This window comes from Defluviimonas aquaemixtae (assembly GCF_900302475.1).
GTDB lineage: Bacteria > Pseudomonadota > Alphaproteobacteria > Rhodobacterales > Rhodobacteraceae > Albidovulum > Albidovulum aquaemixtae.
The window spans coordinates 33,461-58,975 of the sequence record NZ_OMOQ01000007.1 but is presented as its reverse complement, the minus strand read 5'-3'; the positions used below and the strand labels follow the sequence as shown (position 1 = coordinate 58,975).

The 25,515-nt window shown below is 62.5% G+C and carries 19 protein-coding genes; 11 read left to right on the top strand and 8 right to left on the bottom strand.

The window, feature by feature from the left end; all coding sequences use genetic code 11:
- Positions 1–142: 142 nt before the first annotated feature.
- The gene (locus DEA8626_RS20120) at positions 143–1,723 is read right to left on the bottom strand and encodes a cisplatin damage response ATP-dependent DNA ligase (RefSeq protein ID WP_108855034.1); all 1,581 of its coding nucleotides are present in this window, start codon (positions 1,721–1,723) and stop codon (positions 143–145) included.
- Entirely contained in the window at positions 1,720–2,724 is a 1,005-nt protein-coding gene (locus DEA8626_RS20115) for a ligase-associated DNA damage response exonuclease (protein WP_108855033.1), read from the bottom strand. Before DEA8626_RS20115 ends, DEA8626_RS20120 begins: the two co-directional genes overlap by 4 nt.
- Positions 2,725–2,969: 245 nt before the next feature.
- Between DEA8626_RS20115 and DEA8626_RS20110 the strand changes: the two genes are divergently transcribed.
- Positions 2,970–3,419: a CreA family protein gene (locus DEA8626_RS20110; RefSeq protein WP_108855032.1), complete on the top strand. Its 450-nt coding sequence runs from the start codon at positions 2,970–2,972 to the stop codon at positions 3,417–3,419.
- Positions 3,420–3,534: 115 nt separating this feature from the next.
- Here the strand turns inward: DEA8626_RS20110 and DEA8626_RS20105 are convergent, their stop codons facing one another.
- Both DEA8626_RS20105 and DEA8626_RS20100 read right to left on the bottom strand, forming a co-directional pair.
- Positions 3,535–4,293 (bottom strand): flavodoxin family protein, encoded by a 759-nt coding sequence (locus DEA8626_RS20105; RefSeq protein WP_108855031.1) that lies wholly within the window; start codon positions 4,291–4,293, stop codon positions 3,535–3,537.
- 106 nt (positions 4,294–4,399) lie between these two features.
- Complete coding sequence (locus DEA8626_RS20100) at positions 4,400–4,783, bottom strand: hypothetical protein (RefSeq protein WP_181366566.1); 384 nt, start codon at positions 4,781–4,783, stop codon at positions 4,400–4,402.
- A gap of 25 nt (positions 4,784–4,808) precedes the next feature.
- Here DEA8626_RS20100 and DEA8626_RS20095 point away from each other — a divergent pair, with 25 nt between their 5' ends.
- The 3 genes from DEA8626_RS20095 (at position 4,809) to DEA8626_RS20085 (ending at position 7,971) form a co-directional block, all read left to right on the top strand.
- Entirely contained in the window at positions 4,809–5,123 is a 315-nt protein-coding gene (locus DEA8626_RS20095) for a hypothetical protein (RefSeq protein ID WP_108855029.1), read from the top strand.
- Between the two features lie 623 nt (positions 5,124–5,746).
- The gene (locus tag DEA8626_RS20090) at positions 5,747–7,591 is read left to right on the top strand and encodes a sensor histidine kinase (protein ID WP_181366564.1); all 1,845 of its coding nucleotides are present in this window, start codon (positions 5,747–5,749) and stop codon (positions 7,589–7,591) included.
- Positions 7,592–7,611: 20 nt separating this feature from the next.
- Complete coding sequence (locus tag DEA8626_RS20085; RefSeq protein WP_108855027.1) at positions 7,612–7,971, top strand: response regulator; 360 nt, start codon at positions 7,612–7,614, stop codon at positions 7,969–7,971.
- A 116-nt stretch (positions 7,972–8,087) separates the two neighbouring features.
- Here DEA8626_RS20085 and DEA8626_RS20080 read toward each other — a convergent pair whose 3' ends face one another.
- The 4 genes from DEA8626_RS20080 to DEA8626_RS20065 are packed head-to-tail and all read right to left on the bottom strand — an operon-like array spanning position 8,088 to position 12,026.
- The gene (locus DEA8626_RS20080; RefSeq protein ID WP_108855026.1) at positions 8,088–8,894 is read right to left on the bottom strand and encodes an ABC transporter permease; all 807 of its coding nucleotides are present in this window, start codon (positions 8,892–8,894) and stop codon (positions 8,088–8,090) included.
- On the bottom strand, positions 8,884–9,810 hold the full coding sequence (locus tag DEA8626_RS20075) for an ABC transporter permease (RefSeq protein WP_108855025.1): 927 nt from the start codon (positions 9,808–9,810) through the stop codon (positions 8,884–8,886). Before DEA8626_RS20075 ends, DEA8626_RS20080 begins: the two co-directional genes overlap by 11 nt.
- Positions 9,810–10,808 (bottom strand): ABC transporter ATP-binding protein, encoded by a 999-nt coding sequence (locus tag DEA8626_RS20070; protein ID WP_219929232.1) that lies wholly within the window; start codon positions 10,806–10,808, stop codon positions 9,810–9,812. Before DEA8626_RS20070 ends, DEA8626_RS20075 begins: the two co-directional genes overlap by 1 nt.
- A 60-nt stretch (positions 10,809–10,868) precedes the next feature.
- The gene (locus tag DEA8626_RS20065; protein ID WP_108855024.1) at positions 10,869–12,026 is read right to left on the bottom strand and encodes an ABC transporter substrate-binding protein; all 1,158 of its coding nucleotides are present in this window, start codon (positions 12,024–12,026) and stop codon (positions 10,869–10,871) included.
- Positions 12,027–12,405: 379 nt separating this feature from the next.
- On the opposite strand from DEA8626_RS20065, the gene DEA8626_RS20060 reads away from it, so the two are divergent.
- From DEA8626_RS20060 to DEA8626_RS20030, 7 genes are all read left to right on the top strand, one after another.
- The gene (locus tag DEA8626_RS20060) at positions 12,406–14,781 is read left to right on the top strand and encodes a glycogen/starch/alpha-glucan phosphorylase (protein WP_245890948.1); all 2,376 of its coding nucleotides are present in this window, start codon (positions 12,406–12,408) and stop codon (positions 14,779–14,781) included.
- Positions 14,782–14,852: 71 nt separating this feature from the next.
- Positions 14,853–17,033, top strand: a complete 2,181-nt coding sequence (gene glgB, locus DEA8626_RS20055; protein WP_108855022.1) for a 1,4-alpha-glucan branching protein GlgB — start codon at positions 14,853–14,855, stop codon at positions 17,031–17,033.
- Positions 17,034–17,081: 48 nt separating this feature from the next.
- Complete coding sequence (gene glgC, locus DEA8626_RS20050) at positions 17,082–18,347, top strand: glucose-1-phosphate adenylyltransferase (protein ID WP_108855021.1); 1,266 nt, start codon at positions 17,082–17,084, stop codon at positions 18,345–18,347.
- Complete coding sequence (glgA, locus tag DEA8626_RS20045) at positions 18,344–19,756, top strand: glycogen synthase GlgA (protein WP_108855020.1); 1,413 nt, start codon at positions 18,344–18,346, stop codon at positions 19,754–19,756. The genes glgC and glgA overlap by 4 nt, the downstream gene beginning before the upstream one ends.
- Positions 19,753–21,837, top strand: coding sequence for a glycogen debranching protein GlgX (gene glgX, locus DEA8626_RS20040; RefSeq protein WP_108855019.1), 2,085 nt, complete (start codon positions 19,753–19,755; stop codon positions 21,835–21,837). The genes glgA and glgX overlap by 4 nt, the downstream gene beginning before the upstream one ends.
- Entirely contained in the window at positions 21,834–23,705 is a 1,872-nt protein-coding gene (malQ, locus tag DEA8626_RS20035; RefSeq protein WP_108855018.1) for a 4-alpha-glucanotransferase, read from the top strand. Before glgX ends, malQ begins: the two co-directional genes overlap by 4 nt.
- 3 nt (positions 23,706–23,708) lie before the next feature.
- Positions 23,709–25,340, top strand: a complete 1,632-nt coding sequence (locus tag DEA8626_RS20030) for an alpha-D-glucose phosphate-specific phosphoglucomutase (RefSeq protein WP_108855017.1) — start codon at positions 23,709–23,711, stop codon at positions 25,338–25,340.
- Positions 25,341–25,515: the final 175 nt, after the last annotated feature.

Below are 25,515 nucleotides of genomic sequence, written 5' to 3'. Positions count from 1 at the left end.
CTTGGTGAGTTCGGAGCGGATTCGGCAACTTCGGAATTGTTGCGCGTTAGTAGGTACGATCACGTATCGCACAATCACAGCCGCATGTCATTGAATATGTGAACAAATCCCTCTACCCGACACAAGTGCGACGCTCGACAGCCTACTCTGCGGGCAGAAACTTCATTAGCTCCGCCAGAGTATCGGCCTCTTCAGGCGGCTTGTCCCACCGGAGCCTTGCGATGCGAGGGAAGCGCATCGCGACACCGGATTTGTGTCGGCTGGAGCGGTTGAGGCCCTCGAACGCGATTTCCAGCACGAGGCCGTGGTCTCGCTCGGCGCGGACCGCGCGAACCGGGCCGTAACGGCCGGACGTGTTATCGCGGACGTAGCGGTCGATCCGGCGCAACTCTTCATCGGTGAAGCCGAAATAGGCCTTGCCGACGGGCGCCAGCGTGCCGTCTTCGGTCCAGACCCCGAAGGTGTAGTCGGAGTAAAAGCTCGACCGTCGGCCATGTCCTCGCTGGGCATACATCAGAACAGCGTCGATCAGATAAGGGTCGCGCTTCCATTTGAACCACGGACCCTTAGGGCGGCCCGCAAGATAGGGACTGTCCCAGCGTTTCAGCATCAGCCCCTCCATCACCGGATCGGGCGGTTCGGCGCGGTGGCGGGCGAGCATCGACCAGTCGTCGAAATCGACGAGCGGTGACAGGTCGAGGCGGGCGGGGTCGCAGGCGGCGACGGCGGCTTCGAGCCGGGCGCGACGGTCGCTGAGCGGGAGCGGACGGAGGTCTTCGCCCTCCCAGATCAGGATGTCGTAAGCCCGAATGAAGGCCGGATTCTTCGCAAGCATCGCCTTGCTGACCGTCTTGCGGTTGAGCCGTTGCTGAAGATTTGCGAATGGCGCCACCGCATCGCCTTGACGAACGAGCAGTTCGCCATCAAGCGCGCCCTCGAAATCCAGCGCGTCGAGGATATCGGGGAAAGCGGGGGAAATGTCGTCGCCGGTGCGGGAATAGAGCCGCCGGGTGCCCGCCTCGCTGACCGCCTGTACGCGAATCCCGTCCCATTTCCATTCGGCCGCAAAGTCTGCGGGGTTGAGCGCGTCGGTCTCGCCCTCGTTCAGCGGCGTGGCGAGCATCACCGGACGGAAGGGCGCATGGCCCGCGGCTTCGGGCTTCGCCGCCCGGCCCTCGAGCCAGGCCAAGAGATCTTCGTACGGCGGCGTGAGGCCGTGCCAAAGCTCCTCAATCTCGGCGAGCGGCACGTCACCGAACTCGGCCAGCGCCGTCTTGGTGAGCCGCGCCGAAAGCCCGGCGCGCAGGCCGCCCGTTGCAAGCTTGATCAGCGCGAAGCGCGTGGAGGCATCGAACCGGTCGAAAAGCTCGGTGACAAGCGCGGGCGCCTCGATTTTGCCAGCGGATGAAAGACGCCGGACGACCTGGGACAGCGGCAGGTCGCCGTCGCCGCCCCCTTCCCAGATCAGCGCGATGGTCTCTGCCAGATCGCCGACATAGTCATAGGAGAGGCGGAACAGCACCTCGTCCACCCGCTCGCCCACCAGCGCGCGCAGAAGCGCGGGCTTGACCGAGGGCAGGTCCAGATCGCCGGTGAGTGCCGCAAGTGCATAGCCGCGATCGGGGTCGGGCGTCGCGGCCAGGTAGTCGCGCACAAGGCGAAGCTTGCCGTTTCGGGAGGGCGTGAGCACAAGCCGGTCCAGTAGCTGGGCGAAAGCCTTCATTCCGGTTCGTCCTCGTAACCGACAAGGTTGAGCGGCCGGGCCGCCTGACCCTGAAGCTCGCACCAGCGCACCAGCGCCTCCTCTCGGCCGTGTGTAACCCAGATTTCCTCGGCCCCGACCTCGGTGATGGTCTGCGTCAGCTCCGGCCAGTCGCAGTGATCCGAGATCACCAGCGGCAGTTCGACCCCGCGCTGGCGGATGCGCTGGCGAACCCCCATCCAGCCAGAGGCGAAGGAGATCACCGGATTGGGGAAACGCCGCGCCCATGGTGTGCCGAAAGTCGATGGCGGGCCGAGGACTACCTGCCCCGCGAAGGCGTCACGAGGGCCGTCCTGCGTCGCTGCGACGAGCGGCCCAAGCTCGATACCGCGCGCGTTGTAGTAGCCGCAAAGCCGCATCAGCGCGCCGTGCAAATGGAGTGGCGCGTCGTAGCCCGCGTCCCGCAAGAGCCGGATTACGCGCTGCGCCTTGCCGAGCGCGTAGACGCCCACGAGATGCGCGCGGTCAGGATTGGCGACGACGGATTGGATGAGCTTGCCGATCTCGTCTCTTGGCGGCGGATGACGAAAAACCGGCAGGCCAAAGGTTGCTTCGCTGATGAAGATGTCACAGGGTACAAGCTCGAAATCGGCGCAGGTCGGATCGCTGCCGCGCTTGAAATCGCCCCCCGCGACGACGCGGGTGCCCCCGGTCTCGATCACGATCTGCGCGGAGCCGAGGATGTGGCCGGCGGGTACGAACCGCACGCGCGTGTCGCCGATATCGGTCCAGCCGGTCCCTGCAGCCTGTCGGCTTCCTGAGAAATCCTCGCCATACCGGATCGCCATGATCCCAAGCGTTTCCTCGGTGGCCATGACCGCGCCGTGGCCTGCCCGTGCGTGGTCACCGTGGCCATGGGTAATGAGCGCATGATCCACGGGCCGAACCGGGTCAATGTAATATCCGCCCGCCGGGCAGAAGAGACCCTCCGGCCGCGGCAGGAGTGGTGGGGGCGCCTTCAACCCGTCCTGCGCTGACAGGGAAACCCTTCCGAGATCTGGCGGCTGGGAACACGAAGACCCCGCGCGTAGACTTGGAGGGACGGGGCGACGAGCGACGCGAGTGTCACGAGAAGCAAGGCTTCCATTTGGAACTCCGGAATGGATTTGCACGGATATGAATGTAACAAGTCAATGCACATTTCGTTCCCGGTCAACGGAACGAAATCGGTTCTTGAGCATTGGCTCGAAAATTCCGGGAGGAAACATTGCTTCGTCATGCTTTCGCACTTGCCCTGGTGGCGACCGCGGCTCCGGCCGAACAGATCGGAGAGGTCGGTGTCGACTGGCTGGGGAACGACATCATCATCGAGGCCGTCGCGGATCCCGACGTGAAGGGCGTGACCTGTCACATCGCCTATTTCGAGCGTGGGCTGATCGACCGCCTGCAGCAGGGCAATTGGTTCGAGGACCCGTCCAACTCCTCGATCGCCTGCGGGCAAACCGGCCCCATCGCAGTCGGCGACATCGACCGCGACGAAAACGGCGAAGAGGTGTTTCGGACCGGCCGATCGATCATCTTCAAGTCACTGGTGGTACGGCGGGTCTACGATGCGACGAACAACACGCTCATCTACCTCGCCCACGCCCGCGAAGTGCAGAAGGGCTCGGCCAAGATGTCGATCTCGACCGTGCCCCTTGGCGATGTACGTCCGTAATCAGGCAGCCTCTCGCGTGAGGCTAAGGCTGAACCCGATCATCTGAACAACGACGGACGACGCAAAGTTGCTGACAATGATCGGCAAGGCGCCGGACAGGCCGCTGCGCGCCGGGTTACCTGCGATGCTCGGGGTTCTCGTAGTCGTATCGGCACCCCGCCTTCCAGGCGCTGCGGTCGTTGCCGTGACTGGAATAGCCGCCGCTGTCGCGGAGCATTTTGGCGAGATGCATCAGATTCCACGTCATGATCGTCGTGTTTCGTTGCGTGAACTCGTTGTCAAAGCCCGCGCCGTCGCCGTCCTCTGTCTTGTCGCCGTATGACGGACCCGGTCCCGCCTCGCCGATCCAGCCGCAATCGGCCTGGGGTGGCACCGTGTAGCCGAGATGGCTAAGCGCGTAGAGCACAGTCATGGCGACGTGCTTAATGCCGTCCTCGTTGCCCGTGACGACACAGCCACCCGCCTTGCCGTAGTAAATGGACTGGCCCTTGTCGTTCAACTCCCCCGACATGCCGTAGAGACGCTCGATCAGGATGCGGCAAACGCTGCTCTCCTCGCCCAGCCAAATCGGGGTGCCGACGACCAGAATGTCCGCCGCCAGCACCTTCGGCCATAGCGCCGGCCAGTCGTCGCTGTCCCAGCCTTGTTCGGTCATGTCGGGATAGACGCCCGGTGGGACGGCATGGTCGAGAAGGTGCAGATGCTCCACGGCGACGCCATTCTTTTCCATGATCTTCGCAGACACGTTCAGTAGTAGCTGCGTGTGACTGTCTTTCGCGGCTTTCTTGAGAGAGGTGTTGACGAACAGTGCTTTGATCCCGGTGAAAACCAGATCGTGGTCAGTGCACAGCGCTTCCTGCTTTTCGGTCAGCATCGTTCCTCCAGTCGATCCCGCGTGTCGGCGAACCTCAACACCAGTTGGCGATCGGGGTTTCATGCCTGCTGCGAGAAACGTACGCTTCGAGCGCGGAAAAATTCCGTCAATCTGCGGCGCCCGCGGCAGCTTGAATCTCGGCTGCCTCTCTCGCTATCAGCCTGAATTCTTCGGCCACCGTTGAAGATATCGCAAATGCGCTGTCGGGGAAAACACCCGGATCCTCGGCGTGATCGGTTGCTATCGCGTCATCGGCGATCATTCTGCGAAGCCGCTCTCTCGCGGCTGGGCCATCTCCGATCACCGTTGCCAGAAGCGCCGCCAGAATGCGCCGATGGGCAATAAGCTTGCCCTCGATCACTTCGGGCTTGTCGTGGCTGTCATCCATGGTGGATCTCCCCAGGTTGGATGAGATGGATAATGTTCCGATCGTGGCCTGGGTTCCGGCAGGTCCCCAATTGCGCTGCCCCGTGTCGGCGTCAGAAACCATCGGAACAACCTCGGCTCGCTAGCGTTTGTTCGAGGACTTCTTCATCAATACAAAAGGGAGAATGGTCTTGAGCGCTCCTCGCACGGACATTGAAAGGCAGAAGCAACGACATCTGGGGCCGCTTCTGGGCATGGCGCTTGTCGTGCTCGTTGGCGTCGGAGCGATATTGTTTTGGATGTTCGACGAAGTAGAAGAAGCGCCCTCCCCCGCAGAGCGCGGAGCGGTGGAGCAGGTGCTTAATCCATCGGCAGACGGGGGTGAAGGATCCGTGGAAACGCCGGAAGAACAGAAGCCGGAGGAGGTCGAACCGGACGTTGTGGTGCCGACAGTCGACAATTGAGAGGACAGCAATGACTGTGAGCGTCTCGCGGATCCGCCATAGGAAATTGTGAAGAACGGCGATGAGTCCGGCATCGCGAGTGTGACGGTTCCTGCTGGATCGCACGCTCATGATCGTGCCAAGCATTCACAAAACTGTTCTGACCGCGCATCTGCGTCATTCGCAAGAATTTTTTTCAACGAGGCCGGCGACTCATTCCCGGTTGCGGTGATCTCGTCCAGATCTCACAACAATAAAACAGGAGACTGGCGCTATTCGACCGTGTCAAGGCATAATGATATGGCTCGACTGGCTCTGGCCAAGACATTGACGGGAGGGGAATGCTGCAATCGGCCCTGCTGAAACAAGTTATTGATGCCGTGCCCGATGGCGCCGCGGTCATCGCGTCTGACGGCACGATCCGATGCGTCAACGACGCTTGGCGACAGTTCAGTTGCGCCAACGACGGCGATCGGACGTCCTATTACGTCGGAGAAAACTACTTGCGAGTTTGCCGTGACAGTTCGGGTGAAGGATCCGAACTTGCGACGCGGATAGGGGCCGGGCTTTCCCGCGTTCTCGCGGGCGGACAGGAGTTTTCTGCGGAGTACCCCTGTCATTGCCCATCCGAAAAGCGCTGGTTCATGGTCATCGCCAAACCTTTGGATCTTGATGGAGCCCGTTTTGCGCTCGTTCTGCATCGCAATGTTTCGGCGGAGAAGCGCCACGAGATCGAAGCGACCCACGCCGAACAGAACGCGAAGAACCTTGCGGCGATCGTCGCCACGATGCCGGACGCGGTTGTGGGTCTCGACCTTGAGGGGCACATAACCAGTTGGAACGAAGCGGCGCAGAAACTCTACGGATACGACCGCAGCGAGGTAATCGGTCGGTCAGTAGAGTTCTTGTTCCCGCCCGACTCATCAAAGAGCGTGGGGGACCACATCGCCGATATCGTCTCGAACGGGTTGAGAAATTTTGAGGTCGTTCGTCAGACCAAGACGGGACAACGGCGGAGAATTGAGATCACCGCCGCGCCCATCCGATCCGTCTCCGGCGAAATTATCGGCGTTTCAAACGTCAACCGCGACGTGACCGAGCAGCGCCGGTCGGAACAACGGCTGCGCGACGTGCTCGACAATCTCTTCGCGTTCGTTGGCGTTCTGAATCTTGAGGGAACCCTGATCGAGGTGAACCGCGCACCGTTGGAAGTGGCGGGCCTGGAAGTAAAGGACGTCATCAGGAAGAAATTCTGGGACTGCCACTGGTGGAGCTACTCGCCCGACACTCAGACGCAATTGCAGGACGCCTGCAATCGCGCGCTTGCCGGAGAACTTGTCCGCTACGACGTGCAGGTTCGCGTCGCCGGCGAACAGCTCATATGGATCGATTTCCAGCTCGCTCCGCTCAGGAACGAGGACGGCGATATCGTGAACCTCATTCCCTCGGGCATCGATATTTCCGACCGGCACGCCGCGTTGAAAGCCTTGAAATCCTCGCACGACACCTTTCGAAGCCTGGTGGAGCACTCCCCATTCGGCATCTATACGGTAGACGCCGATTTTCGCATTGCGCATGTGAGCGATGGTGCCCGGAAGGTCTTCGCGAATGTTCATCCCTTGATCGGGCACGATTTTGCGGACGCCCTGCGCATTCTCTGGCCCGAACCATTCGCGACCGAGGCAATCGGGAGGTTCCGGCACACGCTGACGACTGGAGAGCCGTATCGGTCACCACGAACCATCGAGCGCAGATCTGACATCGGCGAAACCGAATCCTATGACTGGAAGATCGAGCGCATCACGATGCCGGATGGCCGCCCGGGCGTTGTGTGCAACTTCTATGATCTTTCCGAGCGGCAGCGATATGAAGAGCATGTTCGATTTCTCATGCGAGAGGTGAACCACCGATCGAAGAACCTGCTTACGGTGGTTACGTCCATGGCGCGCCAGACCGCACGCGGCAGTTCTCCGGACGAGTTCGTCGACCGATTTTCCCAGCGACTTCTCGGGCTTTCCGCTTCGCAGGATCTGATCGTGCAGGGAAACTGGGGCGGAGTCACCGCAAAGGACCTCATAAGATCACAGCTCAATCACCTCGCTCAAGAGGTGCGCTGCCGCCGCGTCAAGATCGCCGGACCCGACTTGATGCTCACGCCCGGTGCTGCGCAAGGCATCGGGATGGCACTGCACGAACTGTCGACCAACGCGCTGAAGTATGGCTCACTTTCAGTTCCCGACGGTACCGTCGCGATCGGGTGGGGCGCCAGCCAGGGGGACAAGATCTTTCACATCAGCTGGCGCGAGCATGACGGTCCCGAGGTCACGCCGCCAGAGAAGACTGGCTTCGGCCGAACCGTCATTGAAAGGATGGCAGCGATTTCCGTTGGTGGAGAAGTCGAGCTCGTATACGGTCCGACTGGTGCGTCGTGGACTTTGACAGCGCCGCTCGCACAGGTCGTGATGAGTGCCGAAGCAGAATTGCCGTAGCTGATTTGGAGCCGTTGGCCATGACTTGTCGCATCATCGTCGTGGAAGATGAGCCCTTGATTGCGCTCGACATCGAGCAGGCAGTGGTTGAGGCGGAGGGAGCGGTCGTCGGAATGGCGCACACGCTGAGAGATGCGCTAGCCATGATGGATGCGGTGCCATGCGACGGCGTCGTGCTTGACGCCAATCTGGGCGGCGAAACCGCCAAACCCATCGTGGATCGGCTGAGGACCAAGGGTGTGCCCTATGTCGTGGTTTCAGGATACACGCGAGATCAGCTCGGTTTCGTGGACAATGGAGCGCCGCTCGTCGGAAAGCCGTTTTCCTTCGCCGAGCTGACCGTGTCCATCCGCGCTCACCTGATGAAGCCGCAGGCGTAGCTGACATTCGCCCCGAGGCTTGAGCGGTTCGCCGAGCCCTTTTCCTGCCCACCCCTGATGCAGCCGGTTGACCTGCGGAACTCGGCATCAATGTCGCCCTCGTCACATTGGCAGAGTCATTTGCCGCCCCCGACGGTCTCGCTGCCGCCGCGGGTCAGGTAGTAGGCGCCAAGGATCGGCAGGAAGGTTACCAGGACGACGACCATGGCGACGACATTCGTCACCGGTCGCTGGCGGGGGCGGACCAGTTCCTCCAGCATCCAGATCGGCAGGGTCTGCTGCTGTCCGGCGGTGAAGGTCGTCACGATTACCTCGTCGAACGACAGCGCGAAGGCGAGCATTCCGCCGGCCAGAAGTGCTGTCGAGATATTGGGCAGGATCACGTGCCGGAAGGTCTGGAAACTATTGGCGCCAAGGTCAGCCGACGCCTCGACGAGCGATCCCGCAAGCCGCCGGAAACGGGCGACCGCGTTGTTGTAGACGACGACGATGCAGAAGGTCGCGTGGCCAAGCACGATCGTCAGCGTCGAGAACGGGATCTCACCGAGATTGAAGGCTGACCGCAGCGCGATCCCCGTGATGATGCCCGGCAGCGCGATGGGCAGGATCACCAGAAGCGAAATCGCCTCGCGCCCGAAGAATTTTGCGCGGCTGACGGCGGCGGCGCAGAGCGTGCCGAGAACGAGCGCGACGAGCGTAGAGACCGCCGCGACCCTCAGCGAGAGACCAAGTGCAGCCCAGACATCGGGCCGGTTCCAGGTGACGCCGAACCATTTCGCGGTGAGCCCCGGGGGCGGCCACTGGTAGGAACGGTCCTCAGTCGTGAAGGCGTAAACGAATATCAGGAGGATCGGCAAGTGCAGGAAGGCGAGGCCGGCGAAGGCCGCGATCTTCAGTCCGAGAGAGGCGCGATCAGAGTGCATCGAACGCGCCCCTGCGTTTCGCAGCCCAAAGGTAGAATCCCATAATCACGATCGGCACCACGGCGAATGCCGCGGCAAGCGGGATGTTCCCGGCCGTGCCCTGATGCGCGTAAACCGCTTGCCCGATGAAGAGCCGGGACGACCCGATGATCTGGGGGATGATGTAATCGCCAAGCGTCAGCGAGAAGGTGAAGATCGATCCGGCGATGATTCCCGGCAGGGCGAGCGGCAAGGTGACATGGCGGAGCGTCTGGCCAGACGTCGCGCCGAGATCGCCGGACGCTTCCAATAGGTTTCGCGGCACCCGTTCTAGCGACGCTTGCACCGGCAGGATCATGTAGGGCAGCCAGACGTAGAGGAAGACGATGAACGTGCCGATATAGCTGACCGAGAGCGAGCCACCGCCGATCACCGGCAACGACAACACCGCGTTCAGCACCGCGCTCGCCCCGACCCCATCGACCGCCCAGTTGAGAATGCCCTCCTTGGCGAGGATCAGCTTCCACGCATAGACCTTCACCAGATAGCTCGACCAGAGCGGCAGCATGACGCCAAGATAGAACAGGGCCTTCATCGTCCCTCGCGCGTGGCGGGCGGCGTAGTAGGCGATGGGAAAGGCAACGATCGCGGCGGTGACAGTGACGGCTGCCGCCATCAGTGTCGTGCGCAGAATGATATCGAAGTTCGACGGCCTGAGCAGTTCGGCATAGGTCTTGAGCGTAAATTCGTAGCTGATCAGCCCGGTGAACTCGTCGATCGAGAAAAAGCTCTGGACCAGGAGCGCGAGGAGCGAGCCGACATAGATCAGGCCGAGCCACAGGAGCGGCGGCAACAAGAGGGCAACAAGCAAGAGCCGTGGTCGACGCCAGAAGAGGTCCGAGAGGCGAGGCGCAATGCCGGGGCGCGCCGCCTCCATCACTCCTCCTCCATCCGGTGCAAGGCCGCCGCGGCCCAGCCTAGCCCGACCGAGGCGCCCTCGGCAGGGGTTAGGCGTCCCGCGGGCACGGCGACCGTCAGGCGTTCACCGCCCACATCCACCGTGACCCGCTTCACCGGCCCGATATACCGTGTTGAGACGACTGTGCCGGCAAGCCGGCCCGAGTCGGGCTCGGTCACTTCCATCGCTTCGGGTCGGAGGCTATGCCACGCCGCCTCGCCCCCTACTCTTGCGCTGAGAGTTGGCGGGAGCACGTTCGCCGACCCCACGAAATCGGCGACGAACCGCGTGCGTGGCCGCTGGTAGATCTCTTCAGGGCTGCCCGCCTGCACAATCCGGCCTTCGTCAAAGACCGCGACGTGATCGGCCATCGACAGCGCCTCGCCCTGATCATGGGTCACGAAGACGAAAGTGATGCCGAGTTGTTTCTGCAGCGCCTTGAGTTCGTCCTGCATCGCCTCGCGAAGTTTGAGGTCCAACGCGCCGAGCGGTTCGTCGAGCAGCAGGACGCGGGGACGGTTCACGAGTGCGCGCGCAAGCGCGACCCGCTGCCGCTGCCCGCCCGAGAGCTGCGCCGGCTTGCGGTCGCCGTAGCCGCCCAGCTTGACCAGTGACAGCATCTCCTCCGCCCGGTCGTGGCGCGTGCGCTTGTCGAGTCCGCGAACCATCAGCCCGTAGGCGACGTTGTCCCGAACCTTGAGATGGGGAAAAAGCGCGTAGTCCTGAAAGACGGTGTTCACCGGGCGGCGATTGGGCGGCAGGTTCTCCGAATTCTCCCCGAAGATCCGCACATGCCCCGACGTTGGACGTTCAAAGCCCGAGATCAGCCGCAGGCAGGTGGTCTTGCCGGAGCCGGATGGCCCCAGTAGGGCGAAGAAGTCGCCTTCCTCGATCGCTATCGTCACGTTGTCGACCGCCCGCACCTCACCGAAATGGCGCGAGACATGATCGAATTCGACGGCATTAGGCATGGACATACCGATACTTTGCCCCGGCGGCGCTGCCGCCGGGAAAGTTTCATCAGGTTGGGCGGGAAATCAACGGCCGCCTATCACGCCGATGTAGTCCGAGACCCAGCGGTAATAGGGCACGCATTCGCCTTGGCTGGCGCAGTCGGACACGGGCGTCGTCCAGAACTTGATCTTCTCGAAGTCGTCGAGACCGTTCTTCGTGCAGCCCTCCGCCGTCTGCATGCCCCGCCCGTCAGTGCAGGCCGCCGGCACCGACGGGTTCGCCCCGAACCAGACCGAAAGGTCGGATTGCAGGTTCGACGCAAGCGAGTGCTCCATCCACATATATGCGCAGTTCGGATGCGCGGCATCGACATGCATCATCGTCGTATCGGCCCAGCCCGTCGCGCCTTCCTCCGGCACTACCGAGGCAATGGGCTGCCCCTCGCTTTGCAGGATATTCACCTGGAACGGCCAGGAGCCCGATGCAACGACGCCCTCGTTCTTGAAGTCGTCCATCTGGATGAAGGCGTCGTGCCAGTAGCGATTGACCAATTCGCGCTGACCGCGCAGCAAATTCAACGCCGCGTCGTACTGCTCCTGGTTCAGCTCATAGGGCGAGGCGATGCCGAGCTCGGGTTTGTGAAACATCAGGTAGTTCGCCGCGTCGGCGACGTGGATCGGGCCGTCATAGGCCTGTACCCGGCCTTTGTTCGAGTTGCCGTCGGGAAGCGACATTTCCTCGAAGACGACGTTCCAGGAGTTTGGCGCAGTGTCTCCGAATACTTCAGAGTTGTACATGAGGACATTCGGTCCCCACATGTAGGGTGTGCCGAAATGCTCGCCCTCCACGGTGTGCCACGGCGCGTCCTTCAGCCGGTCGTCGACGGTGGACCAGGACGGGATAAGGTCGACATTGATAGGCTGAACCCGCTTGCCAGCGATGAGGCGTAGCGAGGCGTCGCCCGATGCGGTGACGAGGTCGAAGCCGCCTTCGTTCATGAGTGCGACCATCTCGTCGGAGGTGTTCGCTGTCTTGACGTTGACCGTGCAGCCCGAGGCTTCCTCGAACTTGGTCACCCAGTCGAAGGCCGCATCGGTTTCGCCGCGTTCGATGTAGCCGGGCCAGGCGACGATATCGAGCTGCCCTTCGCCCTCGCCGATCTCGGTCAGCATCTCGGCCAGGACAGGCTGTGCGGCGATTAACGCGGCGGCACTCGCGGTTACAAGTAAGCGTGCGGACATCCCAGTACTCCCTGTTGATCTCGAACCTGCGCGCGCGGATTTCCCGTCTTCGACGCAGTCGCGGAAAGTCTGCGCCGGTTTTCAGTTTTCGCAACCTCAAAAATTAGGAAAGGTATTGCCGGACTTGCAGATACTCCGGACAGCGAAGGTTCAGAACAACGACTGGTCAGGCCGCACGAGATTTCGGTTGATCGATGACATCGGTGTGCGTTGCGGCGACTCCTGCAATCCGTATTTCCCAGACCGTTACAGCGCCGACACGTTTCTGGCTCGGCGCAACCATACCGATCTGCTACTTGCATTCTGCGGGCAGTTTCCCGATAAGGTGTGTGGAATATATGTTACCGCTAACAATCGGAACATCATGCTTAGAGCTCAGATGCCCCACATAGGCTTGCGAGAAGATATCCTGCGGCAACTCGCCTACGTTGTCGGAAAGGACCCGGAGCATGCGACGCTCTACGATTGGCGAATAGCGCTTTCTCATGCGGTGCGAGAGCGCATCGTTGACCGCTGGTTCGCCTCCACGCGTCGGACCTACGAGGAAGGCGCCAAGCGGGTCTACTACCTCTCGATGGAATTCCTGATCGGGCGGCTTCTTGAGGATGCCATTACCAACCTGAGACTCGACGAGGCGGCCGAATTGGCGTTCCGCGAGTTGGGGATCGACTATGCGGCGGTTCTTCTGGACGAGCCCGATGCGGCGCTTGGCAACGGTGGGTTGGGTCGGCTGGCCGCGTGCTTCCTGGAATCGCTCTCGACCATCGGATGCCCGGCCTACGGCTACGGAATCCGCTATGAACACGGGCTGTTCCGCCAGAGCTTCGAGGATGGACGGCAGGTCGAGGCACCGGAGACATGGTTGCTGCAACATCACGTATGGGAATTCGAACGGCCCGAAGCCATGTTCCAGATCGGTTTCGGCGGGGAGGTTCGCGAAGCCGGCGCGCGCGCCGTCTGGGAACCGACAGAGGCAGTTTTTGCCGAAGCGTATGATACGCCTATTGTCGGTTGGCAGGGCCGCTGGGCCAACACCCTTCGCCTGTGGAGCGCCCGGGCGGTCGATCCATTCGACCTAGAGCGTTTCAACCTGGGCGATTATGTCGCGGCCGCCGCACCCGAGGCCTTGGCCCGCACGATCAGCCGGGTTCTCTATCCCGACGACACGACCGAGCCGGGCAAGGAGTTGCGACTGAAGCAGGAATTCTTCTTCACCGCCGCCAGCCTGCGCGACATCCTTCGCCGCTTCGACAGCGAGTATGACGACATTCGCAAGCTGCCCGCGAAAGTCGCGATCCAGCTCAACGATACGCATCCCGCGATTGCGGGGCCAGAGCTCGTCCGGCTGCTCCACGACGAGCGGGGACTGGAGTTCGATGAGGCGGTCGCCCTTGCGCGCGGGACCTTGTCCTATACGAACCACACGCTTCTGCCGGAGGCACTGGAAAAGTGGTCGGAAGGGTTGATGGGGCGGCTTCTGCCACGGCACATGACGCTGATCGAGCGGATCGATGCGCTACATGCCCGGGAGAACCCGACCAGAAAGGCGGCGGCGCGGGCGAACGGACAGGTGAACATGGGCGAGCTCTCGTTCGTCATGGCGCACAAGGTGAACGGGGTTTCAGCGCTCCATACTGAGCTGATGAAGGCTACGGTTTTCGAGGACCTTCACCAGCTTCACCCCGATCGGATCGTGAACCAGACGAACGGCGTCACGCCGCGCCGCTGGCTTTTGTCCTGCAACCCGCGGCTCAGCGCGCTTGTCACCGAGGCGATCGGCGAAGACTGGGTGGACGATCTGGAGCAGCTCGCGAGGCTCGAGCCGCGCCTAAGTGATGCGGGCTTTGTCGAGGGCTTCGCGGCGGCGAAGCGTGCCAACAAGGTCGATCTGTCGAACTGGATGGCGCAGGGACACGATCTTCTTGTCGACCCCGAGGCGATGTTCGACGTCCAGATCAAGCGTATCCACGAATACAAGCGCCAACATCTGAATATCCTTGAAGCGATCGCGCTTTGGCAGGAGATCCGCGCCAACCCCGATGCAGGCTGGGCACCGCGCGTGAAGATCTTCGGTGGCAAGGCGGCGCCCGGCTATGTCTTCGCCAAGAAGATCATCCGGCTGATCAATGATGTTGCGCGGGTCGTCAATGCCGATCCCGTGACGAGCCCCCATCTGAAGGTGGTGTTTCTTCCAAACTACAACGTCTCGCTGGCGGAGCGCTTGATCCCCGCTGCAGATCTGTCCGAGCAGATCTCGACCGCCGGCAAGGAAGCCTCGGGCACGGGCAACATGAAATTCGCACTGAACGGCGCGCTGACAATCGGAACGCTGGACGGCGCGAACGTGGAAATCCGCGAACGTGTCGGGGAGGAGAACTTCTTTCTCTTCGGAATGACGGCGGATGAGGTGGTGAATCGGCGCGACATCGCCAACCACGCGGCGAAAGCCATTGCGGCCGACACGCGACTTGAACTGGCGCTCAAGGCCATTCGCGAGGGTGCGTTCTCCCCGAAGGAGCGCGATCGGTATCGCGACATCACCGACAATCTCGCCGGGCCAGACTATTTCTTGGTGTGCTCCGACTTCGCCGATTACTGGCGCGCCCAGCGCGAAGCTGACGCAGCCTATCGTGACAGTGCTGCCTGGACGCGGAAGGCTGCGCTTAACACTGCGCGGTCGGGTTGGTTTTCCTCGGACCGGACGATCCGCGGCTACATGGGCGAAATCTGGAACGCCGGCTCCCTCAACCCCTGACTACAACACAGGTTTTCAGACAAACGGCACAACGTTACGTTCTTTTCATGGCCCATGGCGAATCTAAAACGATGGAATACAATCTTCCCCGTGAGGTGATCGCCCGCATCGAGGCGGGGCTGCACGACGATCCGTTCTCGGTTCTCGGTCCTCGCGATCACGATTCGTCGAGATGGGTGGTGGCACTCGACCCAGCCGCCACAAGCATGACCGCCACTGTCGGCACCAAGACCTACCCGTTGCAACGGATCGAAGGGTCGCACGCTCTGTTCGCGGGCAAGGTACCCGGCGCCAAGCCCTATCGACTGAAGTGCGCGGGCGGCGACGGAGGAACTTGGGAATACGAAGACGCCTATCGCTTCGGACCCGTATTGGGCGAGATCGACGAGTATCTTCTTGGCGAGGGTACGCACAGGCGTCTTTGGACAGTGCTCGGCGCTCATGTGATGGAGCACGAGGGCGCGCGGGGCACCCAATTCGCAGTCTGGGCGCCGAATGCCCGCCGCGCCTCGGTTGTCGGCGATTTCAACTTCTGGGACGGGCGGCGGCATGTCATGCGCCGCCGGGGCGCGACAGGCGTCTGGGAAATTTTCATCCCCGGTGTGACTGAGGGCGCCGTCTACAAATATGAGATCATCGGCGCTTATGGGACTGTCCTGCCGCAGAAGGCCGATCCGGTCGGCTTCGGCGCCCAGCATCCGCCGGATAATGCCTCCATCGTCCGCGACATCGCCGGCTATGGCTGGAAAGACGGCAACTGGATCGAGAAGCGCGGCGGCCGGAACGACCGCGCCGCGCCGATCTCTATCTACGAAGTCCATCTCGGATCGTGGCGGCGAAAGGAGGGCGGGCGCCGGATATCCTATAAGGAGGCCGCCGAAGAACTGGTCGGGTACGTCACAGACATGGGCTTCACCCATATCGAGCTTATGCCGATCAGCGAATATCCTTTCGACGGTTCGTGGGGCTATCAGCCGGTGGGACTGTTCGCCCCGACGATCCGACACGGTCCGCCGCACGAGTTCCGCGACCTGATCGACGCCGCGCACGAGGCTGGGATCGGCGTCATCCTCGACTGGGTGCCGGGCCATTTTCCGGCCGATCCGCACGGGCTCGGCCAGTTCGACGGCACCGCGCTATACGAGCATGCGGATCCGCGCGAGGGGTTCCACAAGGATTGGAACACGCTGATCTACAATTACGGCCGCTCAGAGGTGAGGAACTACCTTATCTCGAACGCGCTTTATTGGCTCGAGGAATACCATATCGACGGCCTGCGCGTGGATGCCGTGGCATCGATGCTTTACCGCGACTATTCGCGGGACGAGGGCGAATGGGTGCCGAACGTCCACGGAGGGCGCGAGAATCTCGAAGCCATCGATTTGCTCCGTTCGATGAACACGCTGACCTATGGCGAGGTGCCCGGGATCATGACAGTCGCCGAGGAATCGACGTCGTTCCCGATGGTGTCGCGACCCGTCGACATGGGCGGGCTTGGCTTCGGCTACAAGTGGAACATGGGGTGGATGAACGACACCCTCGATTACATCCAGAAGGACCCGATCCACCGCAGGCACCATCATCACCAGATGACCTTCGGGCTCCACTACGCCTTCTCCGAGAACTTCATCCTGCCGATCAGCCATGACGAGGTCGTTCACGGCAAGGGCTCGATGTTCACGCGGATGCCCGGCAACTCCTGGGAGAAGTTCGCGAACCTGCGCGCCTACTACGGCTTCATGTGGGGCCATCCGGGCAAGAAACTACTCTTCATGGGGCAGGAATTCGGTCAGGCGGCGGAATGGAACCATGACACCGAGCTCGACTGGCGCGCGCTCGGCGATCCCAATCATTCCGGTCTTCAGCGCCTGATCCGCGATCTGAACAATCTCTACCGCGCGACCCCTGCCCTGCACGCAAAAGACTGCGAGCATGACGGGTTTCAGTGGATCGAGGCAACCGACGCGGACAATTCTGTCTTCGTCTGGGTCCGCCGCGGCGGCGAGGCGGACGCGCCCGTGGTCGTGGTCTGCAATTTCACGCCGGTCGAACGGCCCAGCTATCGTATCGGCCTGCCGAAGAGCGGATCATGGCATGAGCTGCTGAACACCGACGCCGACGTCTACGGCGGCGGAAACAGAGGCAACTTCGGAAAAGTGTCGGCGCAGGATCATGAGCATCACGGCCAGCCGGCATCTGCCGAAATCATGATACCACCGCTGGCCACGCTGTTTTTAACAAATCGTGACTAGGTGCCCGGCCGATCGAACGGCCGCGACAACGAAAGGGAGGGACGGACAATGGCGGGACCATCTCAGCGACTCGTGGCCCGGTCGATGGCATTCGTGCTCGCGGGAGGACGCGGCAGCCGTCTGAAGGAGTTGACCGACAAGCGCGCCAAGCCCGCCGTCTATTTCGGTGGCAAGTCGCGGATCATCGATTTCGCGCTGTCCAACGCGCTGAATTCTGGCATCCGCAAGATGGCGATCGCGACGCAGTACAAGGCGCACAGCCTGATTCGACATTGTCAGCGCGGCTGGAACTTCTTCCGGGCCGAGAGGAACGAGTATCTGGATATCCTGCCGGCCTCTCAAAGGGTGGACGAGAACCAGTGGTACCTCGGAACGGCGGACGCCGTCTTTCAGAACGTCGATATCGTCGACAGCTACAACGTCGATCACGTGATTATCCTGGCAGGCGATCACATCTACAAGATGGACTATGAGGTGATGCTGCGGCAGCACGTCGAGAGCGGAGCGGACGTGACCGTGGGCTGCCTGACCGTGCCGCGCGCCGAAGCGTCGGCGTTCGGCGTCATGGCGATCGACAAAGACGACAGGATCACAAGTTTCCTTGAGAAGCCGGCCGATCCGCCGGGGACACCCGACGATCCGGACGTGTCGCTCGCTTCGATGGGCATCTATGTCTTCAACTGGGGCTTCCTGCGCGACCTGCTCAATAAGGACGCGGCCGATCCCAATTCGAGCCACGACTTCGGCGGCGACCTGATTCCCGATATCGTCAAGAACGGCAAGGCGATGGCACACCGCTTCGTCGACAGCTGCGTGCGCAACGGGTCCGACGCGCCGGCCTACTGGCGCGACGTCGGAACGGTAGATGCCTACTGGAAGGCCAATATCGACCTGACGAGCTTCACACCCGATCTGGATCTCTGGGATCACGGCTGGCCGATCTGGACCTATTCGGAGTCCGTGCCCCCTGCAAAGTTCATCCACGACGAGGCCGAAAGGCGTGGTAGCGCAATCTCGTCGCTCGTCTCAGGCGGCTGCATCATCTCAGGGACAGAGGTGAGGGAGTCGCTGCTCTTCACGCAGGTCCACACCAATTCCTATGCCTCGCTCGTTCGCGCGGTCGTTCTGCCTTATGTGGTGGTCGAGCGGTCCGCTCGGCTCAGGAACGTGGTCATCGACCGCGGCGTCCACATCCCGCGCGGCCTGGTTGTGGGCGAGGACCCCGAGGAGGACGCCAAGTGGTTCCGCGTCACCGAGGGTGGCGTAACGCTCATCACCCAGCAGATGTTGGACCGGCGGGCCGCTGCCCAATGATCGAGGTCCTGTCGGTCACGTCGGAATGCGCGCCGCTCGTCAAGACAGGGGGCCTTGCCGATGTGGCGGGTGCGCTGCCCAAGGCGCTTGAGGCGCGCGGGGTAAGAACGCGCACGCTGCTGCCCGGTTATCCGGCAGTGAAGGCGGCAATCGGCAAGGGCCGGACCGTCATGAAGGACGATGACCTCTTCGGCGGATCCGCGCGGGTCATCGCCGCAAAGTCCGCAGGGCTCGATCTCCTGGTGTTGGATGCACCACATCTCTTCGACCGGGAAGGCGCGCCCTATCTTGGCCCGGATGGCAAGGACTGGCCCGACAATCCCGAACGCTTCGCGGCTCTGTCATGGATCGCCGCAAGCATCGCGGGCGGCGCGGTGAAGGGCTGGAACCCGGACATTCTCCACTGCCACGATTGGCAGGCGGGGTTCGGTCCGCTTTATCTGCGCGAACGGCAGCCCGGTGCCAAAGCCTCGACGATCATCACGATCCACAACGTCGCCTTTCAAGGCCTTGCCCCGGCACGGAAATTGAAGACTTTGCGGCTGCCCGCGTCGGGGATGCAGCAGGATGGGTTCGAATACTGGGGCGAGATAAGTGCCCTAAAGGCGGCGCTGGTGACGGCAGACAAAATCACGACCGTCAGCCCGACCTATGCGGGTGAGCTCATGACGGCAGAGTTCGGAATGGGCCTCGACGGCGTGTTGCGCTTGCGGCGCGACGACCTGTTGGGAATTCTGAACGGCGTTGACACCGAAAGCTGGGCCCCGCCGTACAAGAGCCCCGCCGGGAAAGTACGGTTCAAGAGGAAGCTTAGGAAGACGATGGGCCTGGGAGAGGCGAAAGGCCCGCTCTGCGTCGTCGTCTCGCGGCTGACCGAACAGAAGGGCCTCGACTTGCTGATCGATGCGCTGCCGCGGTTGCTGGACGAGGGCGGGCAACTGGCGCTCCTGGGTAGCGGCGACCGCACTCTCGAGCGGGCGTTCGAGCAGGCCGCCCGAAAATTTCCCGGTGTCGCGGTACGGATCGGCTATGATGAAACCTTGGCGCGGCTGCTCATAGAGGGCGGCGATGCGATCCTCGTCCCCTCGCGATTTGAACCCTGTGGCCTGACCCAGCTCTATGGGCTGCGCTACGGCACGATCCCGGTCGTCGCGTATACCGGCGGGCTGGCCGATACCGTCATCCCCGCCTCCCCGGCAGGGCTGAGGGCAGGCGTTGCGACGGGCATTCAGTTCCATCCGGTCACCGCTGACGCAATGTCACGCGCGCTTGACAGGCTCTGCGCTCTTTACAGGCAGCCTGACATGTGGCTGACGATACAGAAGAATGCGATGCGCCACCCGGTCGGCTGGCACCACTCGGCCGGAGAATACGCGGCGCTCTATGAGAGCCTGATATCGAGCAGATGACCTCGGAACCAACCATCAGCGCCGGCCGCGCCGCGCCGCTTGGCGCGAGCTTCGATGGCGATGGCGTGAATTTCGCGGTCTTCTCGGCCCATGCGGCGCGCATGACGCTGTGCCTGTTCTCCGAAGACGGAAAGACAGAAACGCACCGGATCGAACTGCCAGAGCGCGACGGCGATGTTTGGCACGGTTACATCGGAGGGCTTCGCCCTGGCCAGATGTACGGCTATCGCGCGGACGGCCTCTATGCGCCCTTCGAGGGTCATCGCTTCAACGCCAACAAGCTCCTCATCGATCCCTACGCCAAGCGATTGACCGGCCAACCGAAATGGCATGACGCGCTCTTCGGCTATGATGGCAAGCGCGACGATCTGAGTTTCGATGCGCGCGACAGCTCTCCCTACGTGCCGCGCTCGGTCGTGGTCGATCCAGCCTTTTCGTGGGGCGAGGATACGCCTCCGCACATACCGACCGAGGATAGCATCATCTACGAGGCCCATGTGAAGGGCCTGACGCAACTGCATTCCGGGGCCGCGCCGCAGGGCAAGTTCCTGGGTCTGTCGTCGGACGTGATGCTGGAACATCTGACGAGGCTCGGGATAACGGCGATCGAGCTGTTGCCTGCCCAGTCGTTTCTCAACGACCGGTTCCTGGTCGAACAGGGATTGACCAACTACTGGGGCTATCAGACGCTTGGATTTTTCGCGCCGGATCCGCGCTACTTGCACGACGGCGATATTCACGAGTTCCAGCAGATGGTAGCCCGTTTCCATGCAGCCGGGATCGAGGTCCTGATGGACGTCGTCTACAACCACACCTGCGAGGGCAACGAGCGGGGCCCGACACTGTCCTTTCGGGGACTCGACAATCTCAGCTACTACCGGCTGGCGGAAGACAAGCGCTTCTACGTCAACGATACCGGTACCGGGAACACGGTCAACGTGGACCATCCAATGGTGCTGCGGATGATCATGGATTCGCTGCGGTACTGGGTCGGGGTGATGCATGTCGACGGGTTTCGCTTTGACCTTTGCGCGACTCTTGGTCGGACGGCACGGGGGTTTGAAAACGGCGCGGCCTTCTTCGATGCGATCCGGCAGGACCCCGTCCTCGCAAAGGTCAAGCTCATCGCGGAACCCTGGGATGTCGGACCGGGCGGCTATCAGCTCGGCGCCTTTCCTCCACCTTTTCTCGAATGGAACGACAGGTTCCGCGACGCCGTCCGGCGGTTCTGGCGCGGCGACACGGCGCAAGTTCCGCGACTCGCCGATCGCCTGATGGGTTCGGCCATGCAATTCGACCACTCAGGCCGGCCGGCGACGACCTCCGTCAACTTTGTGACCGCTCATGATGGCTTCACATTGACCGACGTCGTCAGCTACGACCACAAGCACAATGAGGCGAACGGCGAGGACAATCGCGACGGCCACGATGCCAGCTATTCTTCCAACATGGGCGTGGAGGGGCCGACAGACGACACAGACATCCTTTCCGCCCGCGCCCAGCGGCGACGAAACATGATGGCGACGCTGCTTTTGTCGCAGGGAACGCCGATGATCCTTGGCGGGGACGAGATCGGCAACAGCCAGGGTGGCAACAACAACGCCTATTGTCAGGATAACGAGACAAGCTGGATCGACTGGAGCGCGGCGGACTGGCCGTTTTTCGAGTTCACACGGCAGATGATCGCGTTCCGAAAGGCGCATCCGATCCTCCGCCAGAAGCGCTTCCTTCATTCGCGCGAACGCGCCGCCGATGGGATCGAGGACCTGTTCTGGTGGCGCGAAGACGGGGAACCGATGGGCGAGGCGGACTGGACCGATCCCAACCGGAAGATCCTCTGCGCCGAGATGCGCACGGCGTCGGGAACGCCGGCCTATGCCGCGCTCGAGACGGCGGTATTCGCTGTCTTCAATGCGGGACCAAGGGCGCAAGTCGTCATGCCAACTCCGTTGAAAGGGATGCGGTGGATCTGCAAGGTGGATACGAGCGCGCCGGAGCGGCCATCGTCCGATGTCTCTCAGGGCTCGATCGACTGTCCGGCTGAATCGGTGATGGTCCTGACCCTCGAGCCGGCCGAATGACAGACCCGGTTGCCGAGCTTGCCGCGATGGCCGGCATTTCGCCGCGCTACACAGACTTCACAGGCGCGGCGCACGAAACCGGAGTGGAAACGAAGCGCGCGCTGCTCACCGCAATGGGTATCGGTGTGGCCCACGAAGCGGAGGCGGCCGAGCATCTCGCGTCCCTTCGGGCAGAGCGGGACAAGCGGTCCCTTCCCCAATGGATCGTCATCGAGCCCGACCGACCGGCAGAGCTGCAGCTGGAGCCGCAGACCCCGTGGACCATTACAGCGGAAGATGGCTCAGGGATTGAGGGCGCCGGGTCGGCGCTACCGCCGCTGCCTCTTGGCATTCACACGCTTGAGACAGGCGGCGAGGATACGACCCTGCTCTGCGCCCCTCGGTCCCTGTCGCAGCCCGAGCCTGCCTGGGGCGTGATCGTGCCTCTCTGGGGGTTACGGGGGCAAAGGCGGCCGGGCCTTGGAGACTTTAACGATCTCGCAATCGCAGGCAAGGCAATTGCCGCAAGAGGAGGCGCCTTCGTCGGGATAAACCCGATCCATGCCGGTTTCCCAATGAATTCAGGGTGGTTCAGCCCCTATTCCCCGTCTCACCGGCGGCGGCTCAACGTGTTGCACATCGCCACGAAAGGCGGGGAGACGTCCGGGCAGTTGGTCGACTACGCCCGCGAGGTGCCGGCCAAGCTTGACGCGTTGAAGGCCGCCTATCGATCCTTCTGCGCCGAGCACGATCCCTCGGTTTTCGAGCACTTCGTGGCCGAGGAAGGCATGAGCCTGCGCCGCTTCGCTGCCCATCAGGCTTTGTCTGCACGGCACGGCCCGCTCTGGACGGACTGGCCCGCCGATTGCCAGTCGCCCGCCTCTGCCCCGGTTGACGGGCTCGATGACGAAATCCGCTTCCATGCCTGGCTCCAATGGTCCGCGGAGGAGCAGCTTCGCGCAGTCAGCCGTTCGCTTGCCGATGCCGGAATGCGCCACGGGCTTTACCTCGACCTCGCCGTTGGCACCCATCCCGCGGGCGCCGAGACATGGACTGACCGGGACTGGTTTGCTAAGGGTGTCTCGCTCGGCGCGCCGCCCGACGCCTTCGCGCCGGGGGGGCAGAACTGGAACCTCGCGCCACTCAACCCCATCGCGCTCGTCAATGGACGATTTCGGATACTGGCCGAAACGCTCAGGAAACAGCTTCGATTTGCACGACTGCTCAGGATCGACCACATCATCGGCTTCGATCGGACATTCTGGGTGCCCGACGATGCCGACTTGCCCGGCGCCCACGTTCAGATGCCGCGGGACGCGCTTTTGGCTGTCATCCGGATCGAGGCGGCCCGTGCAGGGGCCACCATCGTCGGTGAGGACCTCGGACATATCCCAGCGGGCCTGCAGGACGCGCTGATCGCCTCGGGCATTTTGGGTTGCCGCGTGGTCCAATTTGAACATGGCGAAGAATTCCACCCGCCCGCGGATTACCCCGCGCTCACGCTCGCATCGTTCGGAACGCATGACCTGCCGACATGGCAAGGCTGGCGTATCGGCGCCGACATTGCCGTGCGGCGGACGCTGGGTCATATTGGTGAGAATGCCGCAGCCAGTGCCGGAAATCATCGCAGCCGAACGGTGCGGGCATTCGATGCCGCCGCGGCCGGGGAGACGCCCGATGCGATGCACGGGTTTCTTGCCCGGACAGGATCGGCGCTCGTCGCGCTTCAGGCAGAGGACATTCTGGACGTGGGGGACCAGACGAACCTGCCCGGTACAATACACGACTACCCGAACTGGCAGCGCAAGCTGCCGGTCGACGCAAGAGACCTCGGCGACGATCCTCGTCTAGAACGCGCCGCAACGATCATGCAGAAAGCGGGACGGTAACTGATGACCAGCCTCACGATAAAGACCCAGCCGATTGATGGGCAAAAGCCCGGCACGTCGGGGCTAAGAAAGAAAACGCGCATTTTCCAGGGCAGCCACTATTTCGAAAACTTCATACAGGCGATCTGGAACGGCATAGGCGGGGTGTCCGGCAAGACGCTGGTTCTGGGCGGCGACGGGCGTTACTTCAACGACCGCGCGGCGCAGGTGGTTCTGCGCATGGCGGCTGCGGGCGGGGCCAGGAAAGTGATCGTGGGACGGAACGCGCTGCTATCGACGCCAGCGGCCTCGCATCTCATCCGGCTCAACAAGACCGATGGCGGGATCATTCTCTCGGCCAGCCACAATCCCGGCGGACCGGATGAGGATTTCGGTGTCAAGTTCAACACCCCGAACGGCGGCCCCGCCGCCGAGACTGTGACGACCCGCATTTACGAGGCAACGCAGAGCATCAGCGAATATCACATCGTCGAGGCGCAGGATATCGACCTCGCCCACGTCGGATCGAGCGAACTTGACGGCATGCAGATCGAAGTCGTGGATCCCGTCGCCGACTACCAGGCGCTTATGGAGACAATCTTCGATTTCGACAAAATACGCGATCTGTTCGCGTCGGGCTTCCGCATGCGGTTTGACGCCATGCACGCGGTCACCGGACCCTACGCGAAGGCGATCATTGAAAACGCGCTCGGGGGGCCCGAGGGCACCGTCGTGAACGGCGTACCTTCACCCGATTTCGGCGGCGGCCATCCCGACCCGAACCCGATCTGGGCGAAGGATCTCGTTGACCGGATGATGGCGCAAGACGCGCCCGATTTCGGGGCGGCGTCTGATGGCGACGGCGACCGCAACATGGTCATGGGCCGGGGCGTCTACGTGACACCGTCCGACAGCCTCGCCGTCCTCGCCGCGCAAGCACGGCTCGTCCCGGCCTATCGCGGCGGGCTGGCGGGCGTCGCCCGGTCTATGCCGACCTCCCGCGCTGTCGACCGCGTGGCCGAAGTGCTTGGCATCGACTGCTACGAAACGCCGACCGGTTGGAAGTTCTTCGGCAACCTGCTCGATGCCGGCAAGGTCACCATCTGCGGCGAGGAAAGCGCCGGCACCGGTTCGGACCATGTGCGCGAGAAGGACGGGCTATGGGCCGTGCTTTTCTGGCTCAACATCCTCGCGGAGACGAAGCAGCCCGTTGCCGATCTGATGCGCGAGCATTGGCGGCAGTTCGGCCGCAATTACTATTCGCGGCATGACTACGAAGCCGTCGATGCGGGCGCCGCGAACGCCCTTATGGATGACCTGCGCGGTCGGCTGTCAGAACTGTCCGGCGAGACGTTCGGCAGCTGTAAAGTAAAAAGCGCCGACGAGTTCGCCTATGACGATCCGGTGGATGGCTCCAGAAGCACGGGCCAGGGCCTGCGCATCCATCTCTCTGGCGGAGGTCGCATCGTTTACCGCCTCTCGGGCACAGGCACGGAAGGCGCAACGCTGCGCGTCTATCTGGAGGATGTGGTCAAGGACGCGAGCCGGCTAGAACGTGACCCTCAGGATGCGTTGGCTGGCGTTATCGCTGCGGCCGACCAGATCGCCGGGATTGCCGAACGGACTGGACGTACTGCGCCAGACGTTAGAACCTGAGGCCGTGACGCCCAAGCGTGTAGCTAGGGGCGTCCGGCGTTCGGGTTGAAGAAGGGATAAACGGATATGGTCCGCATCGCTGATGCGCGCATGTCGGGTGCTGTGCACCGCATTGTCGGCCTCCCCACCTCGCTCAACGCGGCAGCGGGTGGCCCCGTCGACGGGGATGCGCCTT

What these genes read in the sequence shown, in the direction of transcription:
- DEA8626_RS20070 (WP_219929232.1), bottom strand. Translation starts at nt 10,808, where the DNA reads ATGTCCATGCCTAATGCCGTCGAATTCGATCATGTCTCGCGCCATTTC.
- DEA8626_RS20100 (WP_181366566.1), bottom strand. Translation starts at nt 4,783, where the DNA reads ATGGTTTCTGACGCCGACACGGGGCAGCGCAATTGGGGACCTGCCGGA.
- malQ (WP_108855018.1), top strand. Translation starts at nt 21,834, where the DNA reads ATGACAGACCCGGTTGCCGAGCTTGCCGCGATGGCCGGCATTTCGCCG.
- DEA8626_RS20085 (WP_108855027.1), top strand. Translation starts at nt 7,612, where the DNA reads ATGACTTGTCGCATCATCGTCGTGGAAGATGAGCCCTTGATTGCGCTC.
- DEA8626_RS20120 (WP_108855034.1), bottom strand. Translation starts at nt 1,723, where the DNA reads ATGAAGGCTTTCGCCCAGCTACTGGACCGGCTTGTGCTCACGCCCTCC.
- DEA8626_RS20075 (WP_108855025.1), bottom strand. Translation starts at nt 9,810, where the DNA reads ATGGAGGCGGCGCGCCCCGGCATTGCGCCTCGCCTCTCGGACCTCTTC.
- DEA8626_RS20065 (WP_108855024.1), bottom strand. Translation starts at nt 12,026, where the DNA reads ATGTCCGCACGCTTACTTGTAACCGCGAGTGCCGCCGCGTTAATCGCC.
- glgB (WP_108855022.1), top strand. Translation starts at nt 14,853, where the DNA reads ATGGAATACAATCTTCCCCGTGAGGTGATCGCCCGCATCGAGGCGGGG.
- glgX (WP_108855019.1), top strand. Translation starts at nt 19,753, where the DNA reads ATGACCTCGGAACCAACCATCAGCGCCGGCCGCGCCGCGCCGCTTGGC.
- DEA8626_RS20105 (WP_108855031.1), bottom strand. Translation starts at nt 4,293, where the DNA reads ATGCTGACCGAAAAGCAGGAAGCGCTGTGCACTGACCACGATCTGGTT.
- DEA8626_RS20090 (WP_181366564.1), top strand. Translation starts at nt 5,747, where the DNA reads ATGGTCATCGCCAAACCTTTGGATCTTGATGGAGCCCGTTTTGCGCTC.
- DEA8626_RS20030 (WP_108855017.1), top strand. Translation starts at nt 23,709, where the DNA reads ATGACCAGCCTCACGATAAAGACCCAGCCGATTGATGGGCAAAAGCCC.
- glgA (WP_108855020.1), top strand. Translation starts at nt 18,344, where the DNA reads ATGATCGAGGTCCTGTCGGTCACGTCGGAATGCGCGCCGCTCGTCAAG.
- DEA8626_RS20080 (WP_108855026.1), bottom strand. Translation starts at nt 8,894, where the DNA reads ATGCACTCTGATCGCGCCTCTCTCGGACTGAAGATCGCGGCCTTCGCC.
- glgC (WP_108855021.1), top strand. Translation starts at nt 17,082, where the DNA reads ATGGCGGGACCATCTCAGCGACTCGTGGCCCGGTCGATGGCATTCGTG.
- DEA8626_RS20060 (WP_245890948.1), top strand. Translation starts at nt 12,406, where the DNA reads ATGCCCCACATAGGCTTGCGAGAAGATATCCTGCGGCAACTCGCCTAC.